The 25,614-nt window shown below is 69.0% G+C and carries 24 protein-coding genes; 14 read left to right on the forward strand and 10 right to left on the reverse strand.

All coding sequences use genetic code 11. The annotated features are described in order from the left end of the window. Window positions 1-17 precede the first annotated feature (17 nt). From ACQP2T_RS52245 to ACQP2T_RS52255, 3 genes are read right to left on the reverse strand one after another with little or no spacing between them, the layout of a single operon-like run. On the reverse strand, window positions 18-1,220 hold the full coding sequence (locus tag ACQP2T_RS52245; protein WP_433512243.1) for a hypothetical protein: 1,203 nt from the start codon (window positions 1,218-1,220) through the stop codon (window positions 18-20). Beyond that, entirely contained in the window at window positions 1,217-2,131 is a 915-nt protein-coding gene (locus ACQP2T_RS52250; protein WP_433512244.1) for a CU044_5270 family protein, read from the reverse strand. Before ACQP2T_RS52250 ends, ACQP2T_RS52245 begins: the two co-directional genes overlap by 4 nt. Then, on the reverse strand, window positions 2,128-2,724 hold the full coding sequence (locus tag ACQP2T_RS52255; RefSeq protein WP_433512245.1) for an RNA polymerase sigma factor: 597 nt from the start codon (window positions 2,722-2,724) through the stop codon (window positions 2,128-2,130). Before ACQP2T_RS52255 ends, ACQP2T_RS52250 begins: the two co-directional genes overlap by 4 nt. A gap of 300 nt (window positions 2,725-3,024) precedes the next feature. Here ACQP2T_RS52255 and ACQP2T_RS52260 point away from each other — a divergent pair, with 300 nt between their 5' ends. After that, window positions 3,025-3,567 carry a hypothetical protein gene (locus ACQP2T_RS52260; RefSeq protein ID WP_433512246.1) on the forward strand — a complete coding sequence of 181 codons (543 nt, stop codon included), beginning with the start codon at window positions 3,025-3,027 and terminating at the stop codon, window positions 3,565-3,567. 247 nt (window positions 3,568-3,814) lie between these two features. Here the strand turns inward: ACQP2T_RS52260 and ACQP2T_RS52265 are convergent, their stop codons facing one another. Beyond that, complete coding sequence (locus ACQP2T_RS52265; protein ID WP_433512247.1) at window positions 3,815-4,021, reverse strand: hypothetical protein; 207 nt, start codon at window positions 4,019-4,021, stop codon at window positions 3,815-3,817. After that, a complete protein-coding gene (locus ACQP2T_RS52270; RefSeq protein WP_433512248.1) occupies window positions 4,018-4,536 on the reverse strand; it encodes an ATP-binding protein in 519 nt (172 codons plus the stop codon). The genes ACQP2T_RS52265 and ACQP2T_RS52270 overlap by 4 nt, the downstream gene beginning before the upstream one ends. A 159-nt stretch (window positions 4,537-4,695) precedes the next feature. Between ACQP2T_RS52270 and ACQP2T_RS52275 the strand changes: the two genes are divergently transcribed. Continuing rightward, window positions 4,696-5,838 carry a helix-turn-helix domain-containing protein gene (locus tag ACQP2T_RS52275; RefSeq protein ID WP_433512249.1) on the forward strand — a complete coding sequence of 381 codons (1,143 nt, stop codon included), beginning with the start codon at window positions 4,696-4,698 and terminating at the stop codon, window positions 5,836-5,838. Window positions 5,839-5,853: 15 nt separating this feature from the next. Further along, complete coding sequence (locus ACQP2T_RS52280; RefSeq protein WP_433512250.1) at window positions 5,854-6,822, forward strand: hypothetical protein; 969 nt, start codon at window positions 5,854-5,856, stop codon at window positions 6,820-6,822. A gap of 1,413 nt (window positions 6,823-8,235) precedes the next feature. Here the strand turns inward: ACQP2T_RS52280 and ACQP2T_RS52285 are convergent. Continuing rightward, window positions 8,236-9,261 (reverse strand): LacI family DNA-binding transcriptional regulator, encoded by a 1,026-nt coding sequence (locus tag ACQP2T_RS52285; protein ID WP_433512251.1) that lies wholly within the window; start codon window positions 9,259-9,261, stop codon window positions 8,236-8,238. A gap of 162 nt (window positions 9,262-9,423) precedes the next feature. Here ACQP2T_RS52285 and ACQP2T_RS52290 point away from each other — a divergent pair, with 162 nt between their 5' ends. The 3 genes from ACQP2T_RS52290 to ACQP2T_RS52300 are packed head-to-tail and all read left to right on the forward strand — an operon-like array spanning window position 9,424 to window position 15,233. Further along, entirely contained in the window at window positions 9,424-11,793 is a 2,370-nt protein-coding gene (locus tag ACQP2T_RS52290) for a polysaccharide lyase 8 family protein (protein WP_433512252.1), read from the forward strand. 9 nt (window positions 11,794-11,802) lie between these two features. Beyond that, window positions 11,803-14,571, forward strand: a complete 2,769-nt coding sequence (locus ACQP2T_RS52295) for a glycosyl hydrolase family 95 catalytic domain-containing protein (RefSeq protein ID WP_433512253.1) — start codon at window positions 11,803-11,805, stop codon at window positions 14,569-14,571. A gap of 8 nt (window positions 14,572-14,579) precedes the next feature. Beyond that, window positions 14,580-15,233 (forward strand): polysaccharide lyase family 7 protein, encoded by a 654-nt coding sequence (locus ACQP2T_RS52300; protein WP_433512254.1) that lies wholly within the window; start codon window positions 14,580-14,582, stop codon window positions 15,231-15,233. A 47-nt stretch (window positions 15,234-15,280) separates the two neighbouring features. Here ACQP2T_RS52300 and ACQP2T_RS52305 read toward each other — a convergent pair whose 3' ends face one another. After that, window positions 15,281-16,537, reverse strand: coding sequence for an alpha-L-fucosidase (locus ACQP2T_RS52305; protein WP_433512255.1), 1,257 nt, complete (start codon window positions 16,535-16,537; stop codon window positions 15,281-15,283). 240 nt (window positions 16,538-16,777) lie between these two features. Next, window positions 16,778-17,179 (reverse strand): winged helix-turn-helix transcriptional regulator, encoded by a 402-nt coding sequence (locus tag ACQP2T_RS52310; RefSeq protein ID WP_433512256.1) that lies wholly within the window; start codon window positions 17,177-17,179, stop codon window positions 16,778-16,780. Between the two features lie 116 nt (window positions 17,180-17,295). Between ACQP2T_RS52310 and ACQP2T_RS52315 the strand changes: the two genes are divergently transcribed. Then, window positions 17,296-17,916 (forward strand): NADPH-dependent F420 reductase, encoded by a 621-nt coding sequence (locus tag ACQP2T_RS52315; RefSeq protein ID WP_433512257.1) that lies wholly within the window; start codon window positions 17,296-17,298, stop codon window positions 17,914-17,916. A gap of 47 nt (window positions 17,917-17,963) precedes the next feature. Here the strand turns inward: ACQP2T_RS52315 and ACQP2T_RS52320 are convergent, their stop codons facing one another. After that, on the reverse strand, window positions 17,964-19,478 hold the full coding sequence (locus ACQP2T_RS52320) for an FAD-dependent monooxygenase (RefSeq protein ID WP_433512258.1): 1,515 nt from the start codon (window positions 19,476-19,478) through the stop codon (window positions 17,964-17,966). 57 nt (window positions 19,479-19,535) lie between these two features. On the opposite strand from ACQP2T_RS52320, the gene ACQP2T_RS52325 reads away from it, so the two are divergent. The 7 genes from ACQP2T_RS52325 (at window position 19,536) to ACQP2T_RS52355 (ending at window position 24,374) form a co-directional block, all read left to right on the forward strand. Continuing rightward, a complete protein-coding gene (locus tag ACQP2T_RS52325) occupies window positions 19,536-19,733 on the forward strand; it encodes a helix-turn-helix domain-containing protein (protein WP_214633670.1) in 198 nt (65 codons plus the stop codon). Window positions 19,734-19,778: 45 nt separating this feature from the next. Then, window positions 19,779-20,246 (forward strand): Clp protease N-terminal domain-containing protein, encoded by a 468-nt coding sequence (locus ACQP2T_RS52330; protein WP_433512259.1) that lies wholly within the window; start codon window positions 19,779-19,781, stop codon window positions 20,244-20,246. A 186-nt stretch (window positions 20,247-20,432) separates the two neighbouring features. Beyond that, window positions 20,433-21,182: a class I SAM-dependent methyltransferase gene (locus ACQP2T_RS52335; protein ID WP_433512260.1), complete on the forward strand. Its 750-nt coding sequence runs from the start codon at window positions 20,433-20,435 to the stop codon at window positions 21,180-21,182. A 153-nt stretch (window positions 21,183-21,335) separates the two neighbouring features. Next, window positions 21,336-21,575 carry an SHOCT domain-containing protein gene (locus ACQP2T_RS52340; RefSeq protein ID WP_433512261.1) on the forward strand — a complete coding sequence of 80 codons (240 nt, stop codon included), beginning with the start codon at window positions 21,336-21,338 and terminating at the stop codon, window positions 21,573-21,575. Window positions 21,576-21,689: 114 nt separating this feature from the next. Continuing rightward, window positions 21,690-21,890, forward strand: coding sequence for a hypothetical protein (locus tag ACQP2T_RS52345; RefSeq protein WP_358180002.1), 201 nt, complete (start codon window positions 21,690-21,692; stop codon window positions 21,888-21,890). A gap of 2 nt (window positions 21,891-21,892) precedes the next feature. Beyond that, entirely contained in the window at window positions 21,893-22,933 is a 1,041-nt protein-coding gene (locus tag ACQP2T_RS52350; RefSeq protein ID WP_433512262.1) for an urease accessory protein UreH domain-containing protein, read from the forward strand. A 52-nt stretch (window positions 22,934-22,985) separates the two neighbouring features. After that, window positions 22,986-24,374 carry a tetratricopeptide repeat protein gene (locus tag ACQP2T_RS52355; RefSeq protein ID WP_433512263.1) on the forward strand — a complete coding sequence of 463 codons (1,389 nt, stop codon included), beginning with the start codon at window positions 22,986-22,988 and terminating at the stop codon, window positions 24,372-24,374. Window positions 24,375-24,487: 113 nt separating this feature from the next. Here the strand turns inward: ACQP2T_RS52355 and ald are convergent, their stop codons facing one another. Further along, on the reverse strand, window positions 24,488-25,603 hold the full coding sequence (gene ald, locus ACQP2T_RS52360) for an alanine dehydrogenase (RefSeq protein ID WP_433512264.1): 1,116 nt from the start codon (window positions 25,601-25,603) through the stop codon (window positions 24,488-24,490). Window positions 25,604-25,614 lie beyond the last annotated feature (11 nt).

A 25,614-nucleotide genomic window follows, 5' to 3' on the forward strand; every position in this document is an offset into this window, starting at 1 on the left:
CCGGCCGGCAGCAGGAACTACGGCCCCACGACCGCGGTGTTCCAGACCTCGCCGCGGCTCTCACCGCGCTTGGCCTCCCTGCTTCCGCCGAACATCAACGCGTCGCCGACCTGGAGCCCACTCTCGTACGTCACCCCGGGCGTCAGGTACTGGACCAGCGTCCCCGGCAGCGGGATCTCGCCGACCGGACTTCTGAGGTTCGAGCCGGGCGAGAAACGGGAGCTCTCCCCTAGCTTAGGCGTGCCCGATTCCCTCGGACCCCGATAGGTCGCGGTCACCTTGGCCAGGTCCCGCTGCTTGAAGGCGCGCGAAGGATCCTCGGGAAGACCGCCGGTACGCCGGTCGACGAGATCGTAGACGTACGGGCTGGGCTTCTGGTCCTTGCTGAGCCAAGTGGTCGTCAGCGAGTACGTCAGCCCGGCCTGGGAACTCGGGACAACGAAGAGCTGGCTGTTGGCATCTATCCTGCCGATCGAGCCTCCGGTGCTCCAGGCGCCGTTGACCAGCTCATAGTCGAACCCGTCTTGAAGCTGCGCGCTCGGATCGTCGATGGTGATCCTGGTCGGCCTGCCCTGGCGCGTGTCCACCGTGACCTGCCGATCGGCGCTGACCGTCACCGGAGTGTCGGCCAGGTTCAGGTAGCGCTTTCCGTCGACAGTCAGCGATAACTCCATGCGGCCGTCGAGCCACAGCTTGGTCTTGCCGGCCGCCAGCGTGCGGGCTTGGGTGAGGTCGCGCCAGGTCTTGGCGGCGTTCGCCTTGGGCAGGCGGGCCGCGCTCATCCCGAGGGCGGCCAGCCGCCGTACCTGACCCTGGGAGCTGAATCCTTGCGAGATGACGGGGATGTCGGGGGTGTCGGCGTCACCGTAGTGCCACTCCAGCAGCTGGGTGACATCGAACAGTCGCCGGTCCAGTACGTCCTGGGCGATCAGCGGCAGGGCGTCGGACGGGATCACGTACAGATGGCCGTCGCGCATCTGGCGTGAGAAGAGCACTTCACGGCCGGGGCCGGGCTGCACGCGATACCCCTGGCCGGTGACCGTGACGCGGTCACCGGTGATCAGGGTCACGCTGCCCGGCTGCTTCGTAGGCTGCTGGGTGGGCTGCTGGGTGGACTGCTGGGTGGACTGCTTCGCGGGTTGCTGAGTGGTGGCCGGCGTCGCGGCCGTGGTCGCCGCCGTCACCAGGACGGCGGCGAGTAAGGCCTTGCCTCTGGTCACGGGCGGTCCTTCGGCGTCGCGGGGAGCTCGTCCGTCCAATCGGTGGTCACGGCGATGTCCCCATCGGACGACCCCGAGCTTCCGTCAGCGGTAAGGAGGAGGTTGGCGCGGACGACCCGGGCGGTCTCGGGGTCGACGACCATCTTGATCTCCTCGCCCAGGCCGTCAGGGTCGGGCATCCGCAGGGCTTGGCCGCCTTCGACCGCGCCCGTGTTCTCGACTCCCGGCGTCGCGGCGAGTGCCCGGAACGCCGCGGAACGGACATCCGCGGGCGTGGGCAGCTCCGTGATCAGCGTGAGCAGGGTGAGTGTGGGGTCGCCCTGGATCTCGGAGGTGGACATGTCGTCCGGGTTGCCCTTGCGCTGGACGATCCACGCCTTCAGCGCCTCCGGATCCGTCGGCAGCTTCTCCAGGTCGTCGAAGCTCACGTCGGCGCCCTTGAGCCTGAGCGAGATCGAGGCTGGTACGACGGTGTCCGAAGTGTCACCTGGCTCGTTCCTCGTCCAGCGCTTGCCGTCGCGCGAGGTCCAGCTCTCCATGGGGGGAATCTCGCTGTCCAACCACGTGGCGGTGACGTGCCAGTAGGTCCCGGAGCTTTGCGGCGTACGTTCCGCGCTGACGGCCGCCATGAGCAGGACTTCCTTGCCCGAGACCGGAGCCGGTGCGCCCGCGTTCGTGACCGCCCCCGTAGCGATCACGACCGCGGCGGCCGCTCCGGCGGCGACCAGCGCCACACCTGGCACGAACCACCTGACGCGCCCCGGGCTCCGCATCCTGTGGCCCAGCGTCCTGTGGCCCCGCGCTCCGTGGCCCAGCGCCCTGTGCTGGAGCCTGCTCCGGCTACGCGCCACCACTTCCTCGGACGGCTCCGGCTTGGCCAGCAAGCCGGCCACCTCTTCCAGGTCATTCATCGGGTCTCCTTGCCTTTGAGCGTGCTGTCAATGAGGGTGCTGTCGATCCGGGCGTGGATCTTGGCGCGGGCCCGGCTGAGCCGCGAACCCACCGTGCCGATGGAGATGCCGAGCGCCTGGGCGATCTCGTCGTAGCTCAGCTCTCCCAGCGCCAGGAGCAGCAGCACGTCGCGCTCGCCGGCGTTCAGCGAGGCGAGCGCCATGGCCAGTTGCGGCTGCATGCGCTGGGCGGATACCGAGGTGAGGACCCGGTTCTCGTGCCCTTCCACGACCGGCGCGGGGTCCAGCCGGGCCAGCGCCTTGTAATGGCGGGCCTCCTTACGGCGATGCCTGGCCACCAGGTTCGTGGCGAACCCGAACAGCCAAGGCCGTAATCCCCCCTGCTCCGGATCGAAACGATCGCGCCGATCGAACGCCAGTAGGAACGTCTCCGCCGCGATGTCCTCGGCCACCTGCGTGTCCAGGCGGCCGGCAACGTACAGGTAGATGTCGCGGAAATAGCGGTCATGCACGGCGGTGAACAGCTCGGGATCCCGCCGGTAACCGGCGACGAGGTCGGCGTCGGTCACCTGCTCGCCCACGTCGGCGGTCACGTGCCCGTCTCCGTCATGAGTGTGCCTTCCGGATGGTGATCGTTGCTTTCACCCACCCTTCGCCGTACGCCCACTTCTTCTTCCCATCACCCCCGTACGCCCCTCCCAGCACCTGGCGACCCACCGCCCCCACCTGCCCCACCGCACGTCGGCGGGCTTTCGGGCCGCTGGTTGGGGTGGGGATCAGGGAAGCGCCGGAGTGTGGTCAGTCATTGGGCTACTGGCCTGTGGGGCTTCACCCCGAAGTGTCAGCGCGAACGCACTGTAAGTGAAACGCTTCCCCTCTATGATGATCTACCAATGAGGGGATTAATTGCGATATTTGCGTTCCTGCTACTGACGGGGTGTTCGACGGAGGAGCCGAAGGACTGGCTGCTCAAGGATCCGAGCCGCTGGCCACTGGCGGCGTTGCCGGGTTCAGCATCCAAGTCGGGGATGCCAGACGGGGCGGAAAAGGTGCTGGCACGAATCCAGGTCGCTAAGTACGACATGGTCTCCTGGATCCACAGCAAGGGCGTGTGCGGGCTCGCCGACCAGGGGTCCTCCGACGCCACCTTCAACATGAGCCAAGTCCTGACGGAGTCCGAGGGGAACATCGCCACAACGGAGGAGGGCTTCGCGGGGCCCAAGGAACTCATGGCCGGATCCAGCTGGGAGAGCGCGGTGACGTTGTGGTGCACCCCTACCCGGATGTTCGTCACCGTCAAAGCCAAGGATCTCGGAAAGGTACGGATCGCCGGAAACGCGGCGGCCAAGAAGACCAATGGGAAGCTGACGGTCGTGATAGGCACGCCAGAGGCGGTCAAGCAGTCACTCCCCGACGCGACCATGATCGGTCGCTAGAGCCGTACTGTCCGCGGCCGCGTCAAACGGCTGCGCCGACAACTCTTGTTGCGGCTCCGCCGCTCGCACCGGGCCAGGCTCGGCGGCGGAGCCGCCCCCCAACGTCCACTTCCAAGAGACAGGCCTGGATGGACGGAGCCTGTCTCTCTTTTCTCCGCCTTTCAGCGGCAGGACCATGGGGGCGCGTGACCAGCCACAGGGGGGCCGTTGAACGGCGCTCGGCTGGTCACGGGCTTGTGGTCAGTGATCAAGGGGGCGTGCGGGAGTCGGGCTGCGCCACCAGTTTGTCGCCCAACTCCTCCAGGTTGGCGGCAAGGAGCACATGAACCATGCCGCTCGCCGCCTCCGCTGGCGTCAACCTTGGTTGTCTACGGGAGGCCGCAACCCCGATCATAAGAAATACGTGGATCTCCCATTTGTCGCCGAACCGCTCTTCGAGGCCTTCCTTGATCATCCCGTCTCCCCTTCTCGGCTTGAAGCAGTCGGGTACGGCAAGTCGGCCCAGACCACACGGCGTTCGCCGCTCAGGTATGTGCCCCAGGCGCTAGAAAGCGTCTTCACGATGTGCAAACCTCGTCCTGATTCCGCCAGGACCTTCAGCCCCTCGCGCGTCTTCGGATCTGGGGTTGGCGGTTGCCGCACGACGTGCGGTCCGTCCCCATCGAGGGAGCCCGGGTCGATGACCTCAACGCGAAGAGAGCCGCTGCCACGAATTACCCGCAGCACCACCCAGTCGCGCCCCTCGCCGCCCTCGACATGTGTGACGGCATTCGCGATCAACTCGGTCACGACCTGCTGCGCATCCAGCAGGAGCGGATCATCTTGCCCAAGCCAAACGCACAAGGCCATTCGCGCCTCTCGCGGCGCCTTGTTGCTGCGCCATAGGCTCGCAGCCGAGATCAGGGTCGCACCGCCCTGCGGATGTGTGCTGGTCGTGGTGGGTGTTCCGTGCTGATGGGCCAATGACACCGGCTGCCTCCATCGCCGTCATGGGGTCCGGGCTCGCGATGTGCCTCACCTCGCGAGACGCCTATGCTCTCGCAGCCCGTTTCCATGGAACCAGCACGGGTATTCCTCAGAGGTATAAGCAACTATTGAGCCAATACCTCTCCGCTATAAGCTCAGCTGGTGGACGTACGGACTCTCCCCGAAGCGCTTAAAGCGATCATGGAAGAACGGAATTGGACACAGATCCAGCTCGCCCAAGAGTTGGGAGTTTCTCAAGCATGGATATCGCGCGTCTGCCGCGGCGTCGCCGATACGAGCTTGACCAGGGCAAGACAGCTGCTTGTGCGCGTCGGCTGGGAGATGCGCTTTTCACCTTCTGTGGAGGAACCTGTGGAACGCAGGGAATTCCTGGCAGCCGCCGCATCCGTGATGTTCGTGCCATCCGCTGTCAGCTCGAATCCCTATCTCGACCCGGACTATGTGCGCGCTCTCGCCGATAGCCTGGCACGCGGCCGCTACGAGCTCGGAGGAGTGCCGATTGCGGCCCGCGCTCTAGGGCATGTGAAGCAAATTACCCACATCGCGATGAAAACAGTCGGAATCGAGCTACAAGGGGCCGCTTCCGATCTGATGTATCAGGCCAGCATCGCCCTGTACGACGCCGGGAGGCTCGCTCAAGCCGAGCACGCCGGCATGACCGCACTTGACCTGGCACACCACGCGCAGAACTTCCCGGCGCAAGCACGCGCCTACGACGCGTTGAGCCGCGTCAGCCTCTACCGCGATGACCCGACGCGGGCGGTGCAGTATGCCCAGCGCGGGCTCCGAATCCCAGACCTTCCCCCGAGCCGCCAATCCAGCTTGCACATGCGCCTCGGACGTGGCCTGGCCGGCATCAAGGGGAGTCAGAAGGAGGCGAGAAATGCCCTTGATCGCGCCCTGGACGCGCGCGGACTGAGCGCGTTCGCAGAGGCCACCCTCGGCGGGGATGTAGCCATCGGCCTGAGCCAACTGGGAGACTTCGGCCAAGCGGAACAACTCCTGGGCAATGCCGCCGATGCCATGGGGCAGTGGTCCCTCCTCTTCCAGGCCCAATATCTAGGTCGCCTGGCACAAACCGCGATCCGCGCCAACAGCCCCACACTCGCCGCCCACCACATACACCGTCTGACGCGAGCACTACCCTTTATCAGCTCCGCTCGGGTGAACAATCAGGCGAGAGAAATCATTCAAGGCTCGGCCAGATGGGATCGGATTCCTGACGTCCGCGTGGCTCGTGAGCGGCTATATGCGACGCTATCGCCCGAGCATCCTCCCTCTTGACGAAGGAGCGTGCGCGTGACGCTCTCACGACGCCAGTTCACCCAGTTGCTCACCGGCGGAGCACTCACCTCCCTTCTGCCCGGCCTCAGTGATCCGGATCAAGCCCAGCGTGTGGCCCGCGCGATCGAGCAACCATCGCGCATCGACGGCGAAGTCATCGACTACTTCCGGCGCGTGCTGGCCGAGCACTACGCCGCTGACAAGATGCTCGGCCCTCTCTCCCTGCTTCGCCCGGTGTTGGCGCAGATCGATGTCTTGGACGAGCTCCGCCGTGGCGCTGGCACCCGCCACGCCGCGTCACTGCTTCAGGTGCTGGCCCAGTACGCCGAGATGGCCGGCTGGCTGCACCAAGACCTCGGCGAACTCGAAAACGCCATGCACTGGACCAGGCGAGCCGCTGAATGGTCCCAGTGCGCAGGAGATTCCCAAATGTCGGCCTACCTGCTGGTACGGCAGTCCAACATCGCCTGCTTGACCGATGATCACGCCGCCGTCGTCCAACTCGCCGGCGCCGCCCGCCGCGACCCTGACGCGCTGGAGCCGAAGCTGGACGCCCTCGCCGCCCAGCAACAAGCCCGTGGACTGGCCATGCTCGGTGAGCTCGACGAGTGCTTCACCCTTCTCGACCAAGCCGCCGAAACCCTCCGCGACCATCCGCAAGTCACCCGTCAGCACGTACCGGTCTACCTGCATTCCTACGACCTCGACACGCTCCAGGAGCAAAGCGCCGTCTGCCACCGGGCCGCCGGTCGCGCCGACATCCTCCAAGCCCAGATCGGCAAACTTCCCCCCCAACCTCACCCGCGACCGCGGCCACCTCACGGCCAAACCCGCCGTAGCCGTCGCCCAATCCTCCCTCGCAGAGCCGAGCCGCGCCGTCCACCTGGGGCGCGAGGCGCTGGGCATCGCCCATCAGACAGGCTCTGCCCGCATTCGCCGCGAACTACGGACGCTGGATGGCGAGTTGCGCGAGCGCTGGCCTGACGACACCGACACACGGACGTTCCACGAAGCGCTCATCAGTCTCTGAGTCGCAGCTGAGCGACCTGCAACCACATCCGCATCGGCCTGTCGTCGGCGCGACCGGGGTGACGGTTCGCCAGACCGGGGCCGCGGGCCAGGACCGGCGCCGCCGACCGCGCCCACGTATTGCTCGCGCCGGCCGCGCGGCCCGCATTGGGCGGGCTCAAAGCGGGGTGCACGAGGCGGTGCCTGAGCGGCCGCGGCGGGCGGCACTGCGGCGGGCGTTGCCGCGCGACTCCAGGTAGATCAGTTCGTGCCCGATCATGCGCATGACCTGCGGCGACAGATGGCATTAACGCGCCACCGACCCCGTGGCATATTCAAGGCGCTTTGTCTAGACAGCCGAGCGGCCTACAACCCCATGACGTATTCGTCACCAGCGGTCACGGAGGGTCGAGGCTAGCGTTGTCGGCGTCACATCGTGTCGGGGGAAGCGATCAGGGGGTAGAGGCGTATGGACTCTGCTGCGCATGACAGGGTGAACGGTCCGCTAGCGCCGAATAGCCCGGGGTGTGGATGCCTCCTCCTCCCGTGGCCGTGCCTAGTGATCATTATCTTTGCGATCTTGACCGTTGTGGGGTTCTGGGGCTACCTCTTTGAGCGCTAGTCCCGGAAGCTCGTGTTTGGTGCCGCCTCAGCAATCCTGTCCGGACTGTTGATGTGCACACCCGCCGCGATCAATTATTGGAATCACGGTTGCGACTAAAATACTCATGGGCGCGTGGATGCTTATAGCGTGCATAAAGCGCTGGAGGTAATCACATGAACGGACACTCGAGGCGCTGCGTCATATTAGCCACAATCGCGTCAGTTATCATGATTATCCCGATTCATTGGGTTATAGGTCTCGCGACCTCTTGGTTCCTGGGAAGCGCCGGACCGTGGGCGAACCCGCCACGCCTACCTGAAGGCGCTCTGGGCTGGTTGGTGCTCTACGCAATATTGTGGATCTTCAACTTCGCTTGCGCGTTTCCACCGAGGCGTCTCAAGCGCGAGAAGCACCGAGCGCCTAGAGATCCTCGGGCGTGCGCATATTGCGGCTCCATGGGACACTCAACCTTCTATCACGCGGGTAGGTAGCGACCAAGCTTCGCCAAGTTAGCCCGGAGTCGCCTAGATTGGTGATGGAGAAATTCTGTGAGCCGCCATGAAAATAAGCGGCCCACAGGTCCGGGCGGAACACCTCCTCGTCGAGGAGGTCGGAGCCGCCCGGCGCGCTCTGCAAACCGACAGGAACACCAGTTCGGCAGCGGGAAGGCTTGTGTGGCAACCCGGACGACGGTCGACGGGCCGGACGACCGACGCTGCTCGATCCCGGCTGTAAGAAGGTCGTCGGCACCCAGGCCCCTGCGGCGCGCCCGTTCGAAGGCGCGGTCAGGGGGCGGGGGCGGTGCTCTCGCGGATCACCAGGCTGGTCGCCACCTCGACCCGCAGCGTCTCCGGCTCCTGACCGTTGATGAGCTGGATCAGCATGCGGGCGGCCATCGCCGCCATGTTGGCCAAGGGCTGGCGCACCGTGGTGAGTGTGGGGGCGATCCACTGGGCGAAGGAGAGGTCGTCGAAGCCGACCACGCTCACGTCGTCCGGCACTCGCAGGCCCAACTGCCGGGCCGCCCGGTACGTCGCCAGTGCCTGCAGGTCGTTGCCCGCGAAGACGGCCGTGGGGCGGTCCGGCAGGCTCAGCAGTTCGAGGGCGTGGTGGTAGGCGGGCTCGTGGCTGTAGTCGCCGTACCGGATCAAGGCCGGGTCGACCTCCAGGCCGGCCTGGTCGAGGGCGGCGCGGAAGCCGTCCAGTCTGGCCCGTGAGGTCAGCCGGTGGGCCGGGCCGGTGATCATCGAGATCCGGCGGTGGCCGAGCTCGATCAGGTGCCTGGTGGCGGTGAAGCCGCCGTTCCAGCTGGTCGAGCCGACCGATGGGACGTCGGGGCCCTCGTCCACGGACGGCTGCACCACCACGAACGGGATGCCCAGCCGGTTGAGCTCCTGCTCCTGGTCGGCTGACAGCTCGGAGATGACCAGGATGGCGCCCAGCGATCCGCGCGTGGCGAGGTCGTCGAGCCACTGGCGGGCCAGTTTGCTCCGCTTGTGTACGGCCGAGACGACCAAGCCCATGCCCTCGGCTTGCAACGCCTCCTCGGCGCCGCGGATCAGCTCCACCGCCCAGGGGTTGTCCAGCTCGTTGATGACGAACTCGATCAGGCCGCCGGGCTGCTCGTAGCGGCCGGGCAGCGTGTAGCCATGCTGGCCCAGCAGCCGCTGGACCTTGCCCCGGGTCTTCGCTGAGACATCCGACCTTCCGTGGAGCACCTTCGACACCGTCGAGACCGAGACTCCGGCCTGTGCGGCGATGTCCGCCATTGTGCTGCGCCGTTCCGCCGCGATGTCTTCCACGTCTTCCACTGTTTCACACCCTCCCGCCTCTTAGTCTGCCGCCTCAGGTGGGGCCCTTGACGACATCCGATGTTTCGCCTACGTTTCCGGCAGATTGGTGTTTCGCAATGTTTCGCAATCCCCCGGACAGGGACTCTAATGGCCGCGTCCCACGGGAGAGAAGAGCCGTTGATGACCCCCCTCACCCGACGCACCTTCCTGACTCTCTCCGCTGGCGCAACCGCGACCGCTGCCCTGGGACTTCCCGCTCAGGCACACGCGGACGACGCGATCCGTCTCCCGTGGACCGGCATGCTCGCCGACGACGCGTTCGAGGCGGCTCGCCTGCGGTGGACCGGCATGATCGCGGGCGGCTCGTTCGACCCGGGTGATCCCGACTTCGCCGCCAAGGTGGCCGCCGTCGACTCCGCCGCCGCCTCGCTCCGGGCCTCGCTGAATCCCACCCCGGCACGGCCGAGTCTCTGGGACGACCTGCCGCTCGACGACCCGCGTACCGGGAACTTCAGCCGGGCCTACTCGCAGGCGCGCGGCATGGCGCTGGGCTGGGCCACGCCGGGCACGCGGATGTACCGGGATCCCGCCTTCGCCGCCGACGTGGTCGGCGCGCTGGACTTCCTGTACGAGCACGCCTACAACGAACGGCTGGACCGGCAGAACAGCAACTGGTTCTGGTGGGAGATCGGCGTGCCCCGCTCGCTGACCGACGCCTGCGCCCTGCTCTACGAGGGCATCCCGGCGGGCCGGTTGGACCTGTGGTTCAAGCCGCTGCTGCGCTGGTGCCCGGACGCCGACCACCGCATCAGCAACACGACGATCATCGAGACCGGTGCCAACCGCACGAACAAGGCCATGGCGGTGGCCATGCGCGGCGTCCTCACCAAGGACGCGAGCGCGATCGAGCTGGCCAGGGACGCGATCTCCGACAAGCTGGGCGGCGGCCGGTGGAGCCTGCTCAAGCTGACCGAGGGCCCGCGCGACGGCTTCTACCGGGACGGCTCGTTCATCCAGCACGAGTTCTACCCGTACACCGGCGCGTACGGCACGGACTACCTCGACGGCGTCGCCCGGCTGATCACGCTCTACGCCGGCTCCCCGTGGGACATCGCCGACCCCGACGTGGTCAACGTCTTCGACATCGTCGATCGATCGTTCGTCCCGCTGATCTACGACGGGCTGATGATGGACACGGTCCGCGGGCGCCAGATCAGCGTGCAGGGCTGGCGCGACGCGGAAGCGGGGCAGAAGGCGCTGGAGGGCATCCTGATCCTGCTGGAGGGCGCCCCTCCCGCCTACGCGGAGCGGTGGCGGCCGATCATCAAGGGCTGGGTGACGCGCAACACCGTGCACCCGTTCCTCGCCCGCGCGGGATTGCCCGCCGTACGGCAGGCCAAGGCGATCCTGACCGACGGCAACGTCCCTGAGGGCCCGCGTACGGAGGGCACGTACGTCTTCGCCGACATGGACCGCGTCGTGCACCGGCGTGCCACCTGGGCGTACGCGATCTCGATGTGCTCGGAGCGGATAGGCGCGGCCGAGGGGATCAACCTGGAGAACCTGCACGGCTGGTACACCGGCGACGGCATGACCTACCTCTACACCGAAGACCTGTCGCACTGGAACGACGACCTCTGGCCGACCATCGACCCGTACCGGATGCCCGGCACCACGGTGGACACCCGGCAGCGCGAAAACATCCCGCACGGCAGGAACTACCTGCCGCCCGCCAAGTGGGCCGGCGGCACGGCGCTCGACGGTCTCGGCGCGGCGGGCATGGACCTGATCGCCGACGGCTCCACGTTGCGGGCCAGGAAGTCCTGGTTCCTGCTGGACGACTCGGTGATCGCGCTGGGCGCGGGCATCACCGCCACCGACGGGCGGCGGATCGAGACGGTCGTGGAGAACCGCGCCACCCAGGCCACGCCGACCGAGGGCCGCGGGTGGGCGCACCTCCAAGGGGTCGGCGGGTACGTGCAGCTCGACCGGGCCAGGGCCGAGGTGAAGAGCCAGTCGCGCACCGGAGCCTGGTGGGACATCGACCAGGGGCCGACCACCAAGGGCGACACCGTGCCACGGACCCTGCGGTACACGACGATCGTCCTCGACCATGGCACGAACCCGGCGGACGCTCACTACGCCTATTCGGTGCTGCCGGGCGCCTCGGCCGCCGCCACCTCCCGCTACGCCGCCAGGCCGCAGGTCGAGGTGCTGGCCAACACCTCGACGGCGCAGGCCGTGCGGTGCGGGCGGCTGCGTCTGCACGCGGTCAACTTCTGGCAGGCGGGATCGGTCAGGGCACCCGACGGCCCGATCACCGCGGACGGACCGTGCTCGCTGCTGATCCGCCGCGACGGCCGGACCCTGCGCATCGCGCTCTCCGATCCCTCGCGTACCGCGCAGGCCGTGTCGGTCACGCTGCCCTGGCCGGTCAAGGCCGTCGTGAGCGGCGACGACACCGTCCGGCTGGCCGGGCGGACCGTCTCCGTCGCGGTCGGCGGCACCCGCGGCCACACCCACTCCGCTGTACTCCGGCTCCCCTCCTAGGTGGCACACATGGACCATTCACTCAGCCGCCGCACTGTGCTCGGCGGTACGTTCGCCGGTCTCGCCGCCCCGTCACTATTGCCGTCTCTAAGCGGTCCCCCACGACTGAAGGTCCGCGTGGACTGGGCGTCGTTCCTCGGCGACCAGGACCTGCGCTGGGGCCAGCCGCCGCGGCACTTCTACGAGGCGCCGTTCCTCGGCAACGGCGGCCTGGGCGCCGCCGCGTACGTCACGCGCGAGGGCCGCCTGGCCTTCACCCTCGGCGACAACCGGGTCCGCGACCACCAGGCGACCGGCGGCGCGTCGGTGGGGAGCGCCCGGTTACGCGTGGGCCGCTTCGTCCTGGCCACCATCGGCGAGGTCGTGGACGTGGACCTGCGGCTGTCGCTGTTCGACGCCGAACTGAGCGGCACGGTCACCACCTCCAAGGGCACGGTCAAGATCCGCGCGTACGTCCACGCGACCACGGACCTGCTGGTCGTCGACGCGGACGCGGGCCGTGGCGAGCGGGTGGAGTGGGACTTCGTCCCGTTCAAGGCCGAGAGCACGTGGCTGATGTTCAACGCCAAGCCGTCGGGGCTCCTGGACAACCCCGATCCCGTCGTCGGGCGGGACCTGTGCGAGCAGGATCTGGCGGCGGGCGGCCGGATCACGACCGCGTGGCGAGTAGGGGGCGGCCGGCTGCTGGCCACCGTCGCGCACACGTTCCCCGACCGGACCGCCACGGACAAGGCCAGGCGGACACTCGGCCGGGATTCCGGGCTCGCCGAGCATCGGCGCTGGTGGCACGCCTACTATCCCAAGAGCTTCGTCTCGATCCCCGACGCCAGGCTGCAGAGCTTCTACTGGATCCAGCTCTACAAGATCGCCTCAGCGACGCGGCGCGGACTGCCGCCGCTCAGCACCACGGGCCCGTGGCTGGAGCCCACGCCCTGGCCGGCGATCTGGTGGAACCTCAACGTGCAGCTGGAGTACTGGCTGATCTACGCGACGGGGCATGGCGAGCTGGACTCGCTGACCTCCTCGCTGGCCGCCTACCGCGACAACCTGCCGCTCAACGTGCCCGAGGCGTACCGGGACGACTCGGCGGGGCTGAGCCGGACGAGCCAGGAGGACCTGCGCACGCCCGTGCTGGAACCCGCCGGCTCGGCCACCACCGCCAAGAGCCTGCTGGAGCTGGGCAACCTGCCGTGGACGCTGCACAATGTCTGGCTGGCCTACCGGCACACGATGGACGAGGCGCTGCTGCGTGACCTGATCTACCCGCTGCTGCGCCGGGCGATCAACTATTACCTGCACTTCCTGACCGAGGGCGCGGACGGCCGGCTGCACCTGCCGCGTACGTTCTCCCCCGAGTACGACACCACCTCCGACTGCAACTTCGACCTGGCGCTGATCACCTGGGGCTGCCGGACGCTGCTGTGGACGGTCGACCGGCTGGACGTCTCCGACGACCTGGCCCCGCGCTGGCGCGAGGTGCTCGACAAGCTGGTCACGCCCCCGCAGGGCCCCGACGGCCTGTGGATCGGCGCCGACCGGCAGCTCACCTCGGGACATCGGCACTATTCACACCTGCTGTGGTTCTATCCGCTCAACCAGCTCGACCTTGCTGATTCCCCCAACCGTGACCTGCTGGAGCGCTCGCTGCGGCACTGGGTCAGCTTCCCCTCCGGCCTGCAGGGTTACACCTTCACCGGCGCGGCGTCGATGAGCGCGATGCTGGGTGACGGGGACAGGGCACTGGGGTACCTCGACACGCTGCTCGACCGCTTCGTGAAACCCAACACGATGTACGCGGAGGCGGGCCCGGTCATCGAGACCCCGCTGTCGGGGGCGCAGTCGGTCCATGACCTGCTGATCTCATCACGCGGCTCCGAGATCCGGATTTTTCCCGCCATCCCGGCGGGCTGGGCCGATGTCGCCTTCCATAACCTGCGCGCCGAGGGCGCGTTCGAGGTGAGCGCGGTAAGGCGGGCGGGCTCGACCGCGTTCGTCCGAATCAAGAGCCTGGCGGGCGAGCCGTGCAGGATCGTCCCGAACGGCCTGCCGGGCCCGTGGGCCGTGAAGTCCATGCACGGCCGCGAGGTCGCGCACCGGCTGGTCGGCGACGTCCTGGAGATCGACCTCGCGGCCGGGCAGGAGGCCCTGATCTTCACCGAAGGGGCTCGGCCGGACCTGTCGATCGCGCCGGCGGGCGCCCCGTACGCGTGGGGCAAGCCCCGCGTCGAGCGCGGACGCAGCACCCCCATCCCGCTGACCTCCGTGCTGAACCACGACGCCGTCACCTACCTGGACGGGCGCGCCGACGGGGACCTCGGGGGCGGCTTCACCCTCCCCGCGGAGGAACTGCCACCCGCCGGGCCGTGGCGCAGCGGAGGGATCGACTGGCTCATCCCGTCGTACGAGAGCGGGCAGCTCAACAACCTCGTCCCCGGAGGGCAGCGGATCGACGTGCCCAGAGGGCGCGCGGCGAACGTACACGTCCTCGGTCTGTCCGCGGGCGGCTCCAGCAGTTGCCAGGTCACGCTGGGCTACGCCGACGGCACCAGCCAGACCGTCACCTTGGGGCTGACCGACTGGGGCCATTCGCCGGAGTTCGGCGAGGACGTGGCCATACTGCTCACCTATCGGCACACCCTGGCAGCCCCCGGCAGCCAGGGTTTCATCGTCCAGCTCTTCCACCAGACGATCCCCGCCGACTCCGCGCGGGAACTCGTCTCGCTTTCCCCGGCCGCCAACTCCCGCATGCACATATTCGCGATCAGTCTCGAGGATTAGGAGCATCCGTGGACAGAAGAACCTTCGTCACCGGCGCCGCCGCCACCGCGGGTCTGGGCCTGACCGCCTGGTCCCGTCCGGCCGCCGCCGCGGCGGCGGGCCCGATCGGCTCCGGGTGGACGGAGATCTCCCCCAGCTACACCGTCCATCAGCCGCCGGACCGGACCCGGCACACCTACGACGCCGCCACCGGCGAGCATCACTTCTGGTTGTACGACACCGACCCCAGCACCTTCCCCGGCCAGGACTCGGGCCCACGTAGCGAGCTGCGCTTCCACAACGACTACACCTCGGGACAAGCGCAGTTCGAGTGCGACATGAAGATCGGCGCCGGAACGCACCGGCTCTGCGTCATGCAGGTCTTCGGTGGCGCCACATCCGCGACGGCCTTCATGACGCTGGCCATGAACACCAACAGCATCAACTACTACGACTCCACGACGCAGATCTTCGCACCGGTGTACGACACCTACATCCGGCTCAACGTCGTCCACGACACGGCGGCCGGAAAGGTGCACGTCTTCGTCAACCGGGAGTACCGGACCAGCTTCAACGATCGCGGGGCCGCCACCCACTACTTCAAGTGCGGACTCTACGGCCGGGCGGGGATGTCGGCCCGTAGCGACAACTACCTCAAGAACATTCACATCTATCGCAAGTGACCCCGCGCGAACGCCCGCCCCGTGATCGCTCACGGGGCGGGCGCAGGTCACTTGTCGAGGATGAGCTCGATGACCGGGACGGCGACGTCCGGGGGCTCGACGGGGAGTTCGAGGGTGAGGGTGCCCTCGGGGATGTCCACCAGATGGACGTGACCGTTGTCGAAGGTCGGGTCCGGCGCCCACATGCGGAGCTCCGAGGCGTCGTTGAGCAGCTGCGCGTAACGTACCTTTCCCGCCAGTCCGGGCAGGTGCAGGTGCCGGTACGGCCAGGAGAGCACATGCACGTACAGGCGGTCGCCGCGTTGCGTGTAGCGGCAGTCCTCCGGGGACTGGTACGGGCTGGGCCCCGCGCCATAGATGGACCGGCTGTGCAGACGCATCCAGTCGCCGATGCCGCGCAGCGTCTCCAGGGCGCGGGGCTCGAACTCGCCGCGCGCGTTGGGCCCGACGTTGAGCAGCAGGTTGCCGTCCTTGGAGACGGAGTCGATCAGCATGCGGATGAGCATCCCGGGCGACTTCCAGGTGTGGTTGTCGCGGTAGTAGCCCCAGCTGCCGTTGAGGGTCTGGCACGCCTCCCAGACCGCCGCGACCGGGCCGGTCGGCTGGTACGCCTCCGGGGTGGTGAAGTCGCCCGGCAGCTCCAGGCGGTCGTTGAGGAGGATGTCCGGCTGGATGCCGCGGATCTTGGCGACGAGCTCCTCCGAGCGCCAGTCGGCCTTGCCCTTGCCTCGATAGACCGGCTTGCCAGCCCTAATCCGGTTTGAGTACGAAAAATCAAACCAAAGCGTGTCGATCTGCCCGTAGCGGGTCAGGAGCTCTTCGACCTGCCCATGCAGATAATCCGCATATTTCGCGATATCGCGCTCGTCATGTTCCTCGCCCTCCACGTACGCCGGATGGACCCCGTCCACCGGGAAGTCCGGGTGGTGCCAGTCCAGCAGCGAGTAGTAGAACCCGACCCCCATCCCCCGCTCGCGAAAGGCCGACACGAAGGGCCCGACCAGGTCCCTGCCGTGCGGCGTGCCGGTCACGCAGTAGTCAGTGAGCGCCGAGTCCCACAGGCAGAACCCGTCATGATGCTTGGCGGTCAGCACCGTGTAGCGCATCCCCGCGCCCGCCGCCGCGTCAGCCCACGCACCGGGATCGAACAGGTCGGGGTCGAAACGCTCGAAATAGCGCTGGTACTCAGCGTCGCTCAACCGCTCCCGCTGCTTGACCCACTCGTGCCGGGCCGCGAGAGCGTACAACCCCCAGTGGATGAACAGCCCGAACCGGCGCTCCCGGAATTCCTCGATCGACGACATACTGCGGCCTCGTTTCAGTCATCGCGGCACTGTGTTCAGCTGGGCTTGCGCAATGTTTCGCAAGCATCGATCCACCGGAAACGTAAGTGAAACATCGGATGTCTGTCAAGGCTGGGGTTGAACGACGGTAAGAGTTGAGGCCAGAAAGAGCTGAAGATCCGATGTCTTGGTGGTCGATCGCTCCCGCCACGGAGATGTCGATTGCTCCCGCCGCGGAGATTTCGCCGCAGAAGACCGGCTCTAGTGCTCGCGCGCGTCGTACTCTTCGCGGGCGCTGTCGATCCGGTCGATGTTCTGCTCGGCCCACTGCTTCATGACCGCCATGACGGGCAGGAGGCTCCGCCCCAGGTCGGTGAGCGCGTAGTCGACGCGGACCGGCACCGCCGGGGTGACCGTACGCGAGATCAGGCCGTCGCGTTCGAGGTGGCGCAGCGTCTCCGTGAGCATCTTCTGGCTGGCGCCCGCGATGGCCCGAGCCAGGTCGCCGAAGCGGCGCGGGCCGTCGGCCAGCTCGTTGAGCAGGACGGCCACCCACTTGTCACCGATGCGCTCGATCAGCCGGTTGGCCGGGCAGGCGGTGAAGCGGGCCTGGTAGGAGAGCCGGCTCTCGGCGCGCCGCTGGGCGGCGGTGCGAGTGGTCATGGCATCCCCTCACGTGCGTTGGTCACCTTGAAGTGCGTACTGCCGTTCGACCGTAGCACCGCCTAACTTCGCTCATGAGCAGGGCTCATCCTGCCTGATCAAGGAGTGAAGAGAGCATGACGACGATCGCCGTTCTCGGCTCGGGCGCTGTGGCCCGAGCCCTCACCGGTCGGCTGCGCGACGCGGGGCACGAGCTCATCGTGGGCTCTCGTGCCCCGCGCGAGGACGCCGTCTTTCCCGTCATCGGCCTGCGTGAGGCGGCGGGTTCGGCGGAGGTGGTGATCAATGCCATGCCCGGCCCCGTGTCGGTGGAGGTGCTCACCGGCCTCGCGGCGGAGCTGGCGGGCAAGGTGCTGGTCGACGTCGCCAACGCCACCGAATCCGACGCGCACGGCTTCGCGTCGGCACTGCTGTATCCGGGTGGCAGCCTCGCCGAGGAGATCCAGCGGGCCTTGCCAGATGTACGCGTGGTGAAGACACTCAACACCGTGCACGAATCGATCATGGCTCAACCGGCTCGGCTGTCCACCCCGCCCACTGCCTTTCTGTCCGGGAACGACGCCGACGCCAAGAAGGCCGTCGGTGGCCTGCTGGCCGACCTGGGGTGGGCGGCTGAGTGGATCATCGATCTCGGTGGGGTGGAGACGGCGCGGGTGCCGGAGGCGTTCATGCTGATGGTCGGCGACCTCGTCCGCGCGCTCGGGCCGGTGCCCTTCGGCATGGCCATCGCCCGCTGACGCCTGTAGACGCCTGTAGACGGACGCCCGCTGACGCTTGAGGCCCGTTACGCCGGTTGAGGGGTGAGCCAGGTGGTCATCGCCTCGGGCAGGCCGTCCGTGCCCGCCCAGGCCACGTAGCCGTCGGGACGGATCAGCAGGACGTCGGCGGGCGGGTCCACGCAGTGCGCGGCGACGACGTGTAGGCGGTCATCGCCGGCCAGGTTGCCCAGCGCCAAGTTGCCCAGCGCCAGGTCGTCCAGCTCCGAAAAGCCCAGGTTGAGCAGCACCCAGCGGGCCGGGCGCATGAGCTCCGCCACGCGGGTCGGCCCTTCCGTGGTGGTCAGTGCCAGGTCAGGGGCGAATCGGCCGGTCAGGGGGTGTTCCCCGCTGACCGCACACCCGCCGTTCACGTGCTCAGCGGGTGCGGTGCCGTACCGGATGTCGGAGCCCTGGAGCAGTTCGCCGAGGCGGCGCAGGGGCTGGTCGAAGGCGAACAGCTCCCCGAGGAGGTCGCGCAGAGCGGTGCCGTCCTCGCCGGTGAGGCGCTCCAGGACCGCCTGGGCGCGGGTGTGGCGCAGGGTGTGGACGGCCACCGGGCGACGTTCCGACTCGTACGTGTCGAGCAGGCCGGGCGGGGCCTGGCCGTTCAGGTGGGCGGCCAGCTTCCAGGCGAGGTTGGCGGTGTCCATCAGGCCGACGTTCAACGCCGAGCCGCCCGCGGGGAACAGGTGGGCGGCGTCACCCGCCAAGAACACCCGGCCCTCGCGGTAGCGGTCGGCGACGCGGGCCTGCGAGACGGTGCTCGACAGCCAGATGGGCTCGCCCAGCGGCAGGTCGACGCCGCTGACCCGGCGCACCGCGGCCGCGAACTCCGCCAGTGTGACGGCCGTCGCGGGCGCCGTCCCCTTCTCGCGTACGCCGACGATGTGGACGCCGGGCTGGAGCGAGGTGAGCAGCAGGCGGCCGTTCTGGGTGTGGTTCCAGCCCTGCCGCAGGCCATTGACCTGCGCTACGTCGAAGATGTTCGCCTGCGGCGCCGTGAAGTGGCCGAGCAGCATCACCTCGTCGTCCGTCGTGCCGGGGAAGCCGATGCCCGCCTGCTCGCGTACGAGACTGTGGCCGCCGTCGCAGCCGACGACATAGCGGGCCCGGAGCCGGAAATCATCACCCTCCAGCGTCACGCCTTCGTCGTCCTGGGCGAGCTTCCTCAGCCGATGGCCCGATCTGATCTCGGCGCCGAGCTCGGCCGCGCGCTCGCGCAGCAGCCGCTCCAGGCGGGGCTGCTGGATCATCAGCAGCTGTAACGGGGACTCGCCGCCCAGTTCGGCGAATTTCAGAGGCACCGAGCCGAACGGGAAGCCCGGCGCGCGTCCGGCGAACGGGCTGCCCGCGCTGAACCGTTCGAGCAGGCCCCGATGGTCGAGCAGCTGGATGATCTGCCCGCCCAGGCCGTTGGCCTTGGGGAGGTCGCCGGGCTCGGCTCTCTTCTCCAGCACGGTCGTACGGACGCCGGCCAGGCGCAGCTCGCCGGCCAGCATGAGCCCCGTGGGGCCCGCTCCTATGATCACTACTTCTTCCATGCTTGTCAGGCTAGATTGACAAACTTCGCCCTGTCAATCTAGCCTGACGACGTGGACATGGGAGAACTCTCTGAGCGCATCAAGTCGAACGACCCCGCCATGGGGCTGCGCGCGGTCGGCGCCCTGCACCGGCTGGCCGAGCAGGTCGAAGCCGTCTCCGTGGCCCTGGCCAGGGAGCAGGGGTGGACGTGGGAGCAGATCGGCGACGCGCTCGGCATGTCGCGGCAGTCGGTACACGCGAAGTACGGAAAGTGACGCGCAGCACGAAAGTGGTGCGAAGTACGGAAAGTGAGGGTTGGCATGTTCGGAACGGAGAAGAGCCCGTTCGGAGTGGTCGTGACCGCGGCGCTGGAGGAGGCCAGGCAGCGTGGCGACCGGCGGCTGGGGACCGAGCATCTGCTGCTCGGGCTGCTGCGCCAGCCGGATCTGGCCCCCGCCCGAGCGCTCGGCGTGGATCTGGAACGCGCGCGGGCGGCCCTTGAAGAGCTTGACCGGGCGTCGCTGCGGGCGCTCGGGATCGACGTCGGCGAGGTCCCCCCGGCCCGGCCGCGCAAGCATCCGGCCGTACCGCGCACGGCGCTGACGTCCAGCGCGCGGGCGGCGATCAACCAGACGATCAAGACGACCACCCGCAAGGTCAGGAACACCGCCGCACCGGCCCAGCTGCTGCTGGCCCTGCTCGCACAGGGACGGCCCGATCCGGTGGCCGAGCTGATCGACCAGCTCGGCATCGACCGCGCCGAGGTCCGCGCCCGCCTGACCGCCTAACCAACCGACCGACCGACCGACCGTCCGCCTGACCGACCGTCCGCCTGACCGCCTAACCAACCGACCGGTGACCGGCCCACCGACAACCGACCGGTGACCGGACGACTGACCGGCTGGTGACCGGCTGACTGGCTGACCGCCTGAAATTGGGTTGATCGCGTCTCACCCTCCTGGCAGCCTCGAACGATGGACCACCGCACGTTCGACGACCTAGTCGAAGAGGCCGAGTCGGTCTCCGTGGACGGCTGGGACTTCTCCTGGCTCGACGGACGGGCGACGGAGGCCCGCCCCTCCTGGGGATACGCCCGTCAGCTGGCCGGCCGAATGGCCACCGCCGAGGCCGCGCTCGACATCGAGACCGGCGGCGGCGAGATCCTGGCGGGTGTCCCGAAGCTCCCGCCGGTCACCGTCGCCACCGAGTCGTGGCCGCCCAACCTCGCCCTGGCCGCCAAGCGGCTGCGCGCCCGCGGCGCCGCGGTGGTGGCCGACGACGAGCTGCCCCGCCTGCCGTTCCGCACGGCGGCCTTCGACCTGGTCGTCAGCCGTCACCCGGTGCGCACCTGGTGGGCCGAGATCGCCCGCGTGCTCAGGCCAGGTGGCACCTACTTCTCCCAGCAGGTGGGCGCACGCAGCGTCGCCGAGCTGACCGAATTCTTCTTGGGCCCGCAGGACGGCTCCAGCCGAGACCCCGAGAAGGCCAGGGTGGCGGCCGAGCAGGCCGGGCTCACCGTGGTCGACCTGCGGGCCGAGTCGTTGCGGATGGAGTTCCGGGACATCGGCGCGGTGATCTACTTCCTGCGCAAGGTGATCTGGACGGTGCCGGGCTTCTCGGTCGACCGCTATCGCGAAGAGCTGCGCGAGCTGCACCAACGCATTCAGGAAGACGGGCCGTTCATCGCCCACTCCACCCGTTTTCTGATCGAGGCCAGGGCCTGACCCGTCGCCCGGCCGCTGCGGCCGGGCATCGACGAGGCCGGCCGACTACCCCTGCGGGCGTACGACGAAAGCGGCCGGACACTCCCCTGGGTGGAGCGCACGACGAGCCCACGGTCCGATGTGCCGGGCTCGCCCGGTGGCGACCCTGGATGTATGAACACAATGACGCATTGGGGCTGGGGCGCTGGATTCTGGCCGATCATCCCGGTTCTCTGGGGCCTGTTCTGGGTGGCCGTCGTCGCCCTGGCCGCTCGGACCTGGCAGAAGGGTCGCTGGCACCGTACCGAGGCCGGAGCGACCACGTCGGCGGAGCGGATCCTCGCGGAGCGGTACGCGCGCGGCGAGATGAGCGACGACGAGTACTTCGAGCGGATGTCAGTGCTCAAGAGCTGACCCGCCCGTCACGGTGAAAGCTAAACCGTCACTCGGGTAAAACAACTGTGACTGGCCGCATCCGGTTCGCGACGTTAAGTTGCCTCTAGGGACTGTCGAGAAGTGGGGGCACTTATGCAGTCGATCGCCCGATTCTGCGGCCAATGCAACTGCGGCTGCCCTGAGTTGTTCGTCGACCGTTCGGCGCCGGAAGAGCGTCAGGTGCTGATCACCGACGACTTCGGGCAGCGGGTGGAGATGAGCCTCGACCAGTTCGGCTCGATCGTCGAAGCGGCCAAGAGCGGAGCGCTGGACGACCTGGCGCTCCGCGGCTGATCGTGCAGGCCATCACCCTGCTCGCCAGCGGGCTCGCCGCCGGGCTGGTGGCGGGGACCGCGTCCTGCACCGTGGTGCAGGGCGGGCTGCTCGTGGGCCTCACCTCAGGCGACTGCGAGGGCCGCGAAACCTCAAGCGACTGCGATGGCGGCGAGCGGGGGCCGTCGCGCGATCCGGTGCTCGTGGGGTGGTTCCTGGCGGGCCGGCTGGTCTCCTACGCGGCCGCCGGGGCGCTGCTCGGTCTGGCGGGTTCGGCCGTCAGCCTGCCTCCGCAGGCGCGGGCGCTGCTGCTCGTGGCGGCGGGCGTCGCGGTCATTACGTACGCGATCAGGCTGCTCCGCCGGCGGCGACACGGCTGCGGGGCCCCCAGGCGGGCGCCCCGGAGCGCGCCGCTGCTGGGCGCGGCCACCATCCTCATCCCCTGCGGGGTGACACTCGGCATGGAGATGGTCGCGGTCTCCAGCGGCTCGCCGCTGGGCGGCGCGGCGGTGATGACCGGGTTCGTGCTCGGCACCGCGCCCGCCTTCGCGCTGCTCGGCTGGGTCCTGCGGCGCGTCTCGCGGACCAGGCTCGCCCGGCTGGCCGGGGTGGCGGCGCTCGCGGCGGGCCTGTGGACGGTCGGCTCGGGGATCAGCCTGGGCGGCTGGCTCACGGCTCCGGCAGGTTCGGCGGGCCTGGCAGGCTTGGCGGGGCTGGCGGGTCCGACGGGCTTGGCTGGTCCGGCGGGCTCGACAGGTTGGGCGGGTCCAGCAGGTTCGGCGGGTTCGGTGGCGTCAGGCGGGGACAGCGCCGGGCAGGGTGCCCATACGGTCACCGTCTGGGCGACCCGCGACGGCTACCGGCCGCAGATCGTGACCGCCCGTGCGGGAGTCCCCGTCGAGATCGTCTTCAAGCTGGCCGACCAGGGCTGCACGAGCACGGTCACGATCGCCGGGCGGGACGTCGCCCTTCCGGCGACGGTCCACCTGCCGCCGCAGCGTCCCGGGTCGCTTCGTTACGTATGCGGGATGGGGATGTACACCGGCTACATCAACTTCTCCTAGTCCCTCGGCGATTACTGTTCGCATTCGCGCGATTACCTGGCACCCTGTGGCCATGGCGTGGTGGCAAGAGGAGGTGGCGGCACCGGCGATTCCGGCGCCACGGGTGGGAGACGAGCCTGAGCTGCTGATGGCCGCTCGGGCCGGCGACCCGCAGGCGGCGCACCGGCTCGGCCGGCTCTGCGCCCAGCGGGGCGACCGCTCGGCGGCCAAGGAGTGGTGGGAACGGGCGGCGGCGGGCGGCAACATCGACAGTGCCTACAACCTGGGCGTCTGGCACGAGAAGCACGGCAGCCTGGAGGAGTCCGTCTCCTGGTACAAACTGGCCGCCGCCACCGGCGACGTCGAGGCCGCGGTCAACCTGGCCACGCTGCTGCTGGAGCAGCGCGGCGACGTCCCGGCCGCCCGGCGCTGGTTCGAGATCGCGGCCCGCGAGGGCTCCCGGACGGCCGCCCGGCGTCTGGCGCTGATCTGCGAGGACGCCGGCGAGGTCGCGGCGGCGCGCGAGTGGCACCGCCGAGCGGCCGCCGACGGCGACGCGGCCTCCGCGCACGATCTGGGCTTCCTGGCGTACGCGGCGGGCGAGGACGAGGAGACCCTGCACTGGTGGGAGTGCGCCGCGCGCGGCGGCCACGCCGAGTCGGCCTACTGCCTCGGCCTGCTCCTCCAGGCCAGCCGTGACCCCGAGGGCGCCGGCGCCTACTTCAGGCTGGCCGCCAAGAGCGACCACCCGGGCGCCGCCTCGCAGCTCGGCGGCAGCGCGCTGGCCCACGGAGACCTGCGTACGGCCCGTGCCTGGTTCGAGCGGGCCGCGAGCGCGGGCCGGCTGGCGGACCAGCGGATGGCCGGGTTCGTCTGCGTGGAGCTGGGCGACTCCGCCGGGGCCGGCCACTGGTTCGGCCGGGCGGCGGCCAGCGGCGACGCCGAGTCCGCCTTCCACTTCGGGTTGCTGCTCATCGCCGAGTTCAACGACCTGGCGGGCGGCCGGCACTGGTTCCGGCAGGCCGCGCTGGCCGGACATCACCAGGCGGCCATCGAGCTGGCCGGGCTGCTGTCGGCGGCCGGGGAGACGGACGAGGCCGCGCGCTGGCTGGCCGACCCGCCGCCTCCGTCGTGGGAGCGGCCGGCCGAGCCCGAGCTGGCCGCGCGGGCCGAGCTGGCGGCGGCCGCCACGGGCCGCCGGGGCGGCGTATCGCTGGCCGTACGCGAGCTGGCCGAGATCCTCGGCACCTGGGACCTGGCGACCAGGCCGCTGCACGACCACGCGGACGTGCTGGGCTGGCTGGCCCGGCGCAGCGGCCTGCACGCCAGCGCGATCGAGCACCTGGCGTCGGTGCGCGGCACGCTGCTGCGTCCGGGCAGCGCGCCCTGGCCCAGCCCCGGCGAGATCGACCACGTCCTCGCCACGGCCCGAGACCTGCGACAGCGGCTCGGCGTCCGATAGCCCGGCCGCTCGGCGTCCTGAAACCAAGCGGCTCGGCGTCCCACAGCCCAGCCGCTCGGCGTCCTAGAACCAAGCGGCTGGGCATCCGATGGCGCTGTGCTCCAACGGTGAGGTCAGGCGGCGAGGACCTCGGTCACCGGCGTGACCGGGAGTTCGAGCGCCTGCGCGACCGGGCCGTTGGTGAGCAGCCCGTTGTAGGTGTTGAGCCCGCCCGCCAGGCCCGCGTCCGCCTTGAGCGCGTCCCGCCAGCCCAGGTCGGCCAGCTTGACGGCGTACGGGAGGGTCGCGTTGGTCAGGGCGTAGGTGGAGGTGTTGGCCACCGAGCCCGGCATGTTCGCCACGCAGTAGAAGATCGACCCGTGCACGGTGTAGGTCGGCTCGGCGTGCGTGGTCGGGCGGGAGTCCTCGAAGCAGCCGCCCTGGTCGATGGCGATGTCGACGAGCACCGAGCCCTTCTTCATGCGCGAGACCAGGTCGTTCGAGACCAGCGTCGGGGCCTTGGCGCCCGGGATCAGGACCGCGCCGATGACCAGGTCGGCGTTCAGCACCTCCCGCTCGATCGCGTACGAGGTGGAGACCAGCGTCTTGAGCCGGCCCTGGTAGATGGCGTCGATGAAGCGCAGGCGGTCGACGTTCGTGTCGAGGACGGTGACCTCGGCGCCCATGCCGACAGCGATCTGGGCGGCGTTCAGCCCGGAGACGCCACCGCCGATCACGACCACCTTGGCCGGGGCCACACCGGGCACCCCGCCCGGCAGCACGCCGCGCCCGCCGTTGAAGCGCATCAGGTTGTACGCCCCCACCTGGGGAGCCAGGCGGCCCGCGACCTCCGACATCGGGGCGAGCAGCGGCAGGCTGTTGCCGACCTGCACGGTCTCGTACGCGATGCCCGTCGTCTTCGCGCCGAGCAGCGCGTCGGTGCACGGCCGGGAGGCCGCGAGGTGCAGGTAGGTGAACAGCACCAGGCCCTCGCGCAGCCGGTGGTACTCCTCCGCGATGGGCTCCTTGACCTTGAGCACCATCTCCGCCTCGCCCCACACGGCGTCGGCGCTTTCGACGATCTTCGCGCCCGCCGCCAGGTATTCCTCGTCCGGGATGTGCGAACCCAGGCCCGCGCCGCGCTGAACGGTGACGTCGTGGCCGTGGCGGACCAGCTCGTGCACGCCTGCCGGGGTTGCGGCGACTCGGTATTCGTGGTTCTTGACCTCGGCAGGCACGCCGATCTTCATGGCTGATCCTT

Source organism: Nonomuraea sp. CA-143628 (assembly GCF_050942315.1).
Classification (GTDB): domain Bacteria; phylum Actinomycetota; class Actinomycetes; order Streptosporangiales; family Streptosporangiaceae; genus Nonomuraea.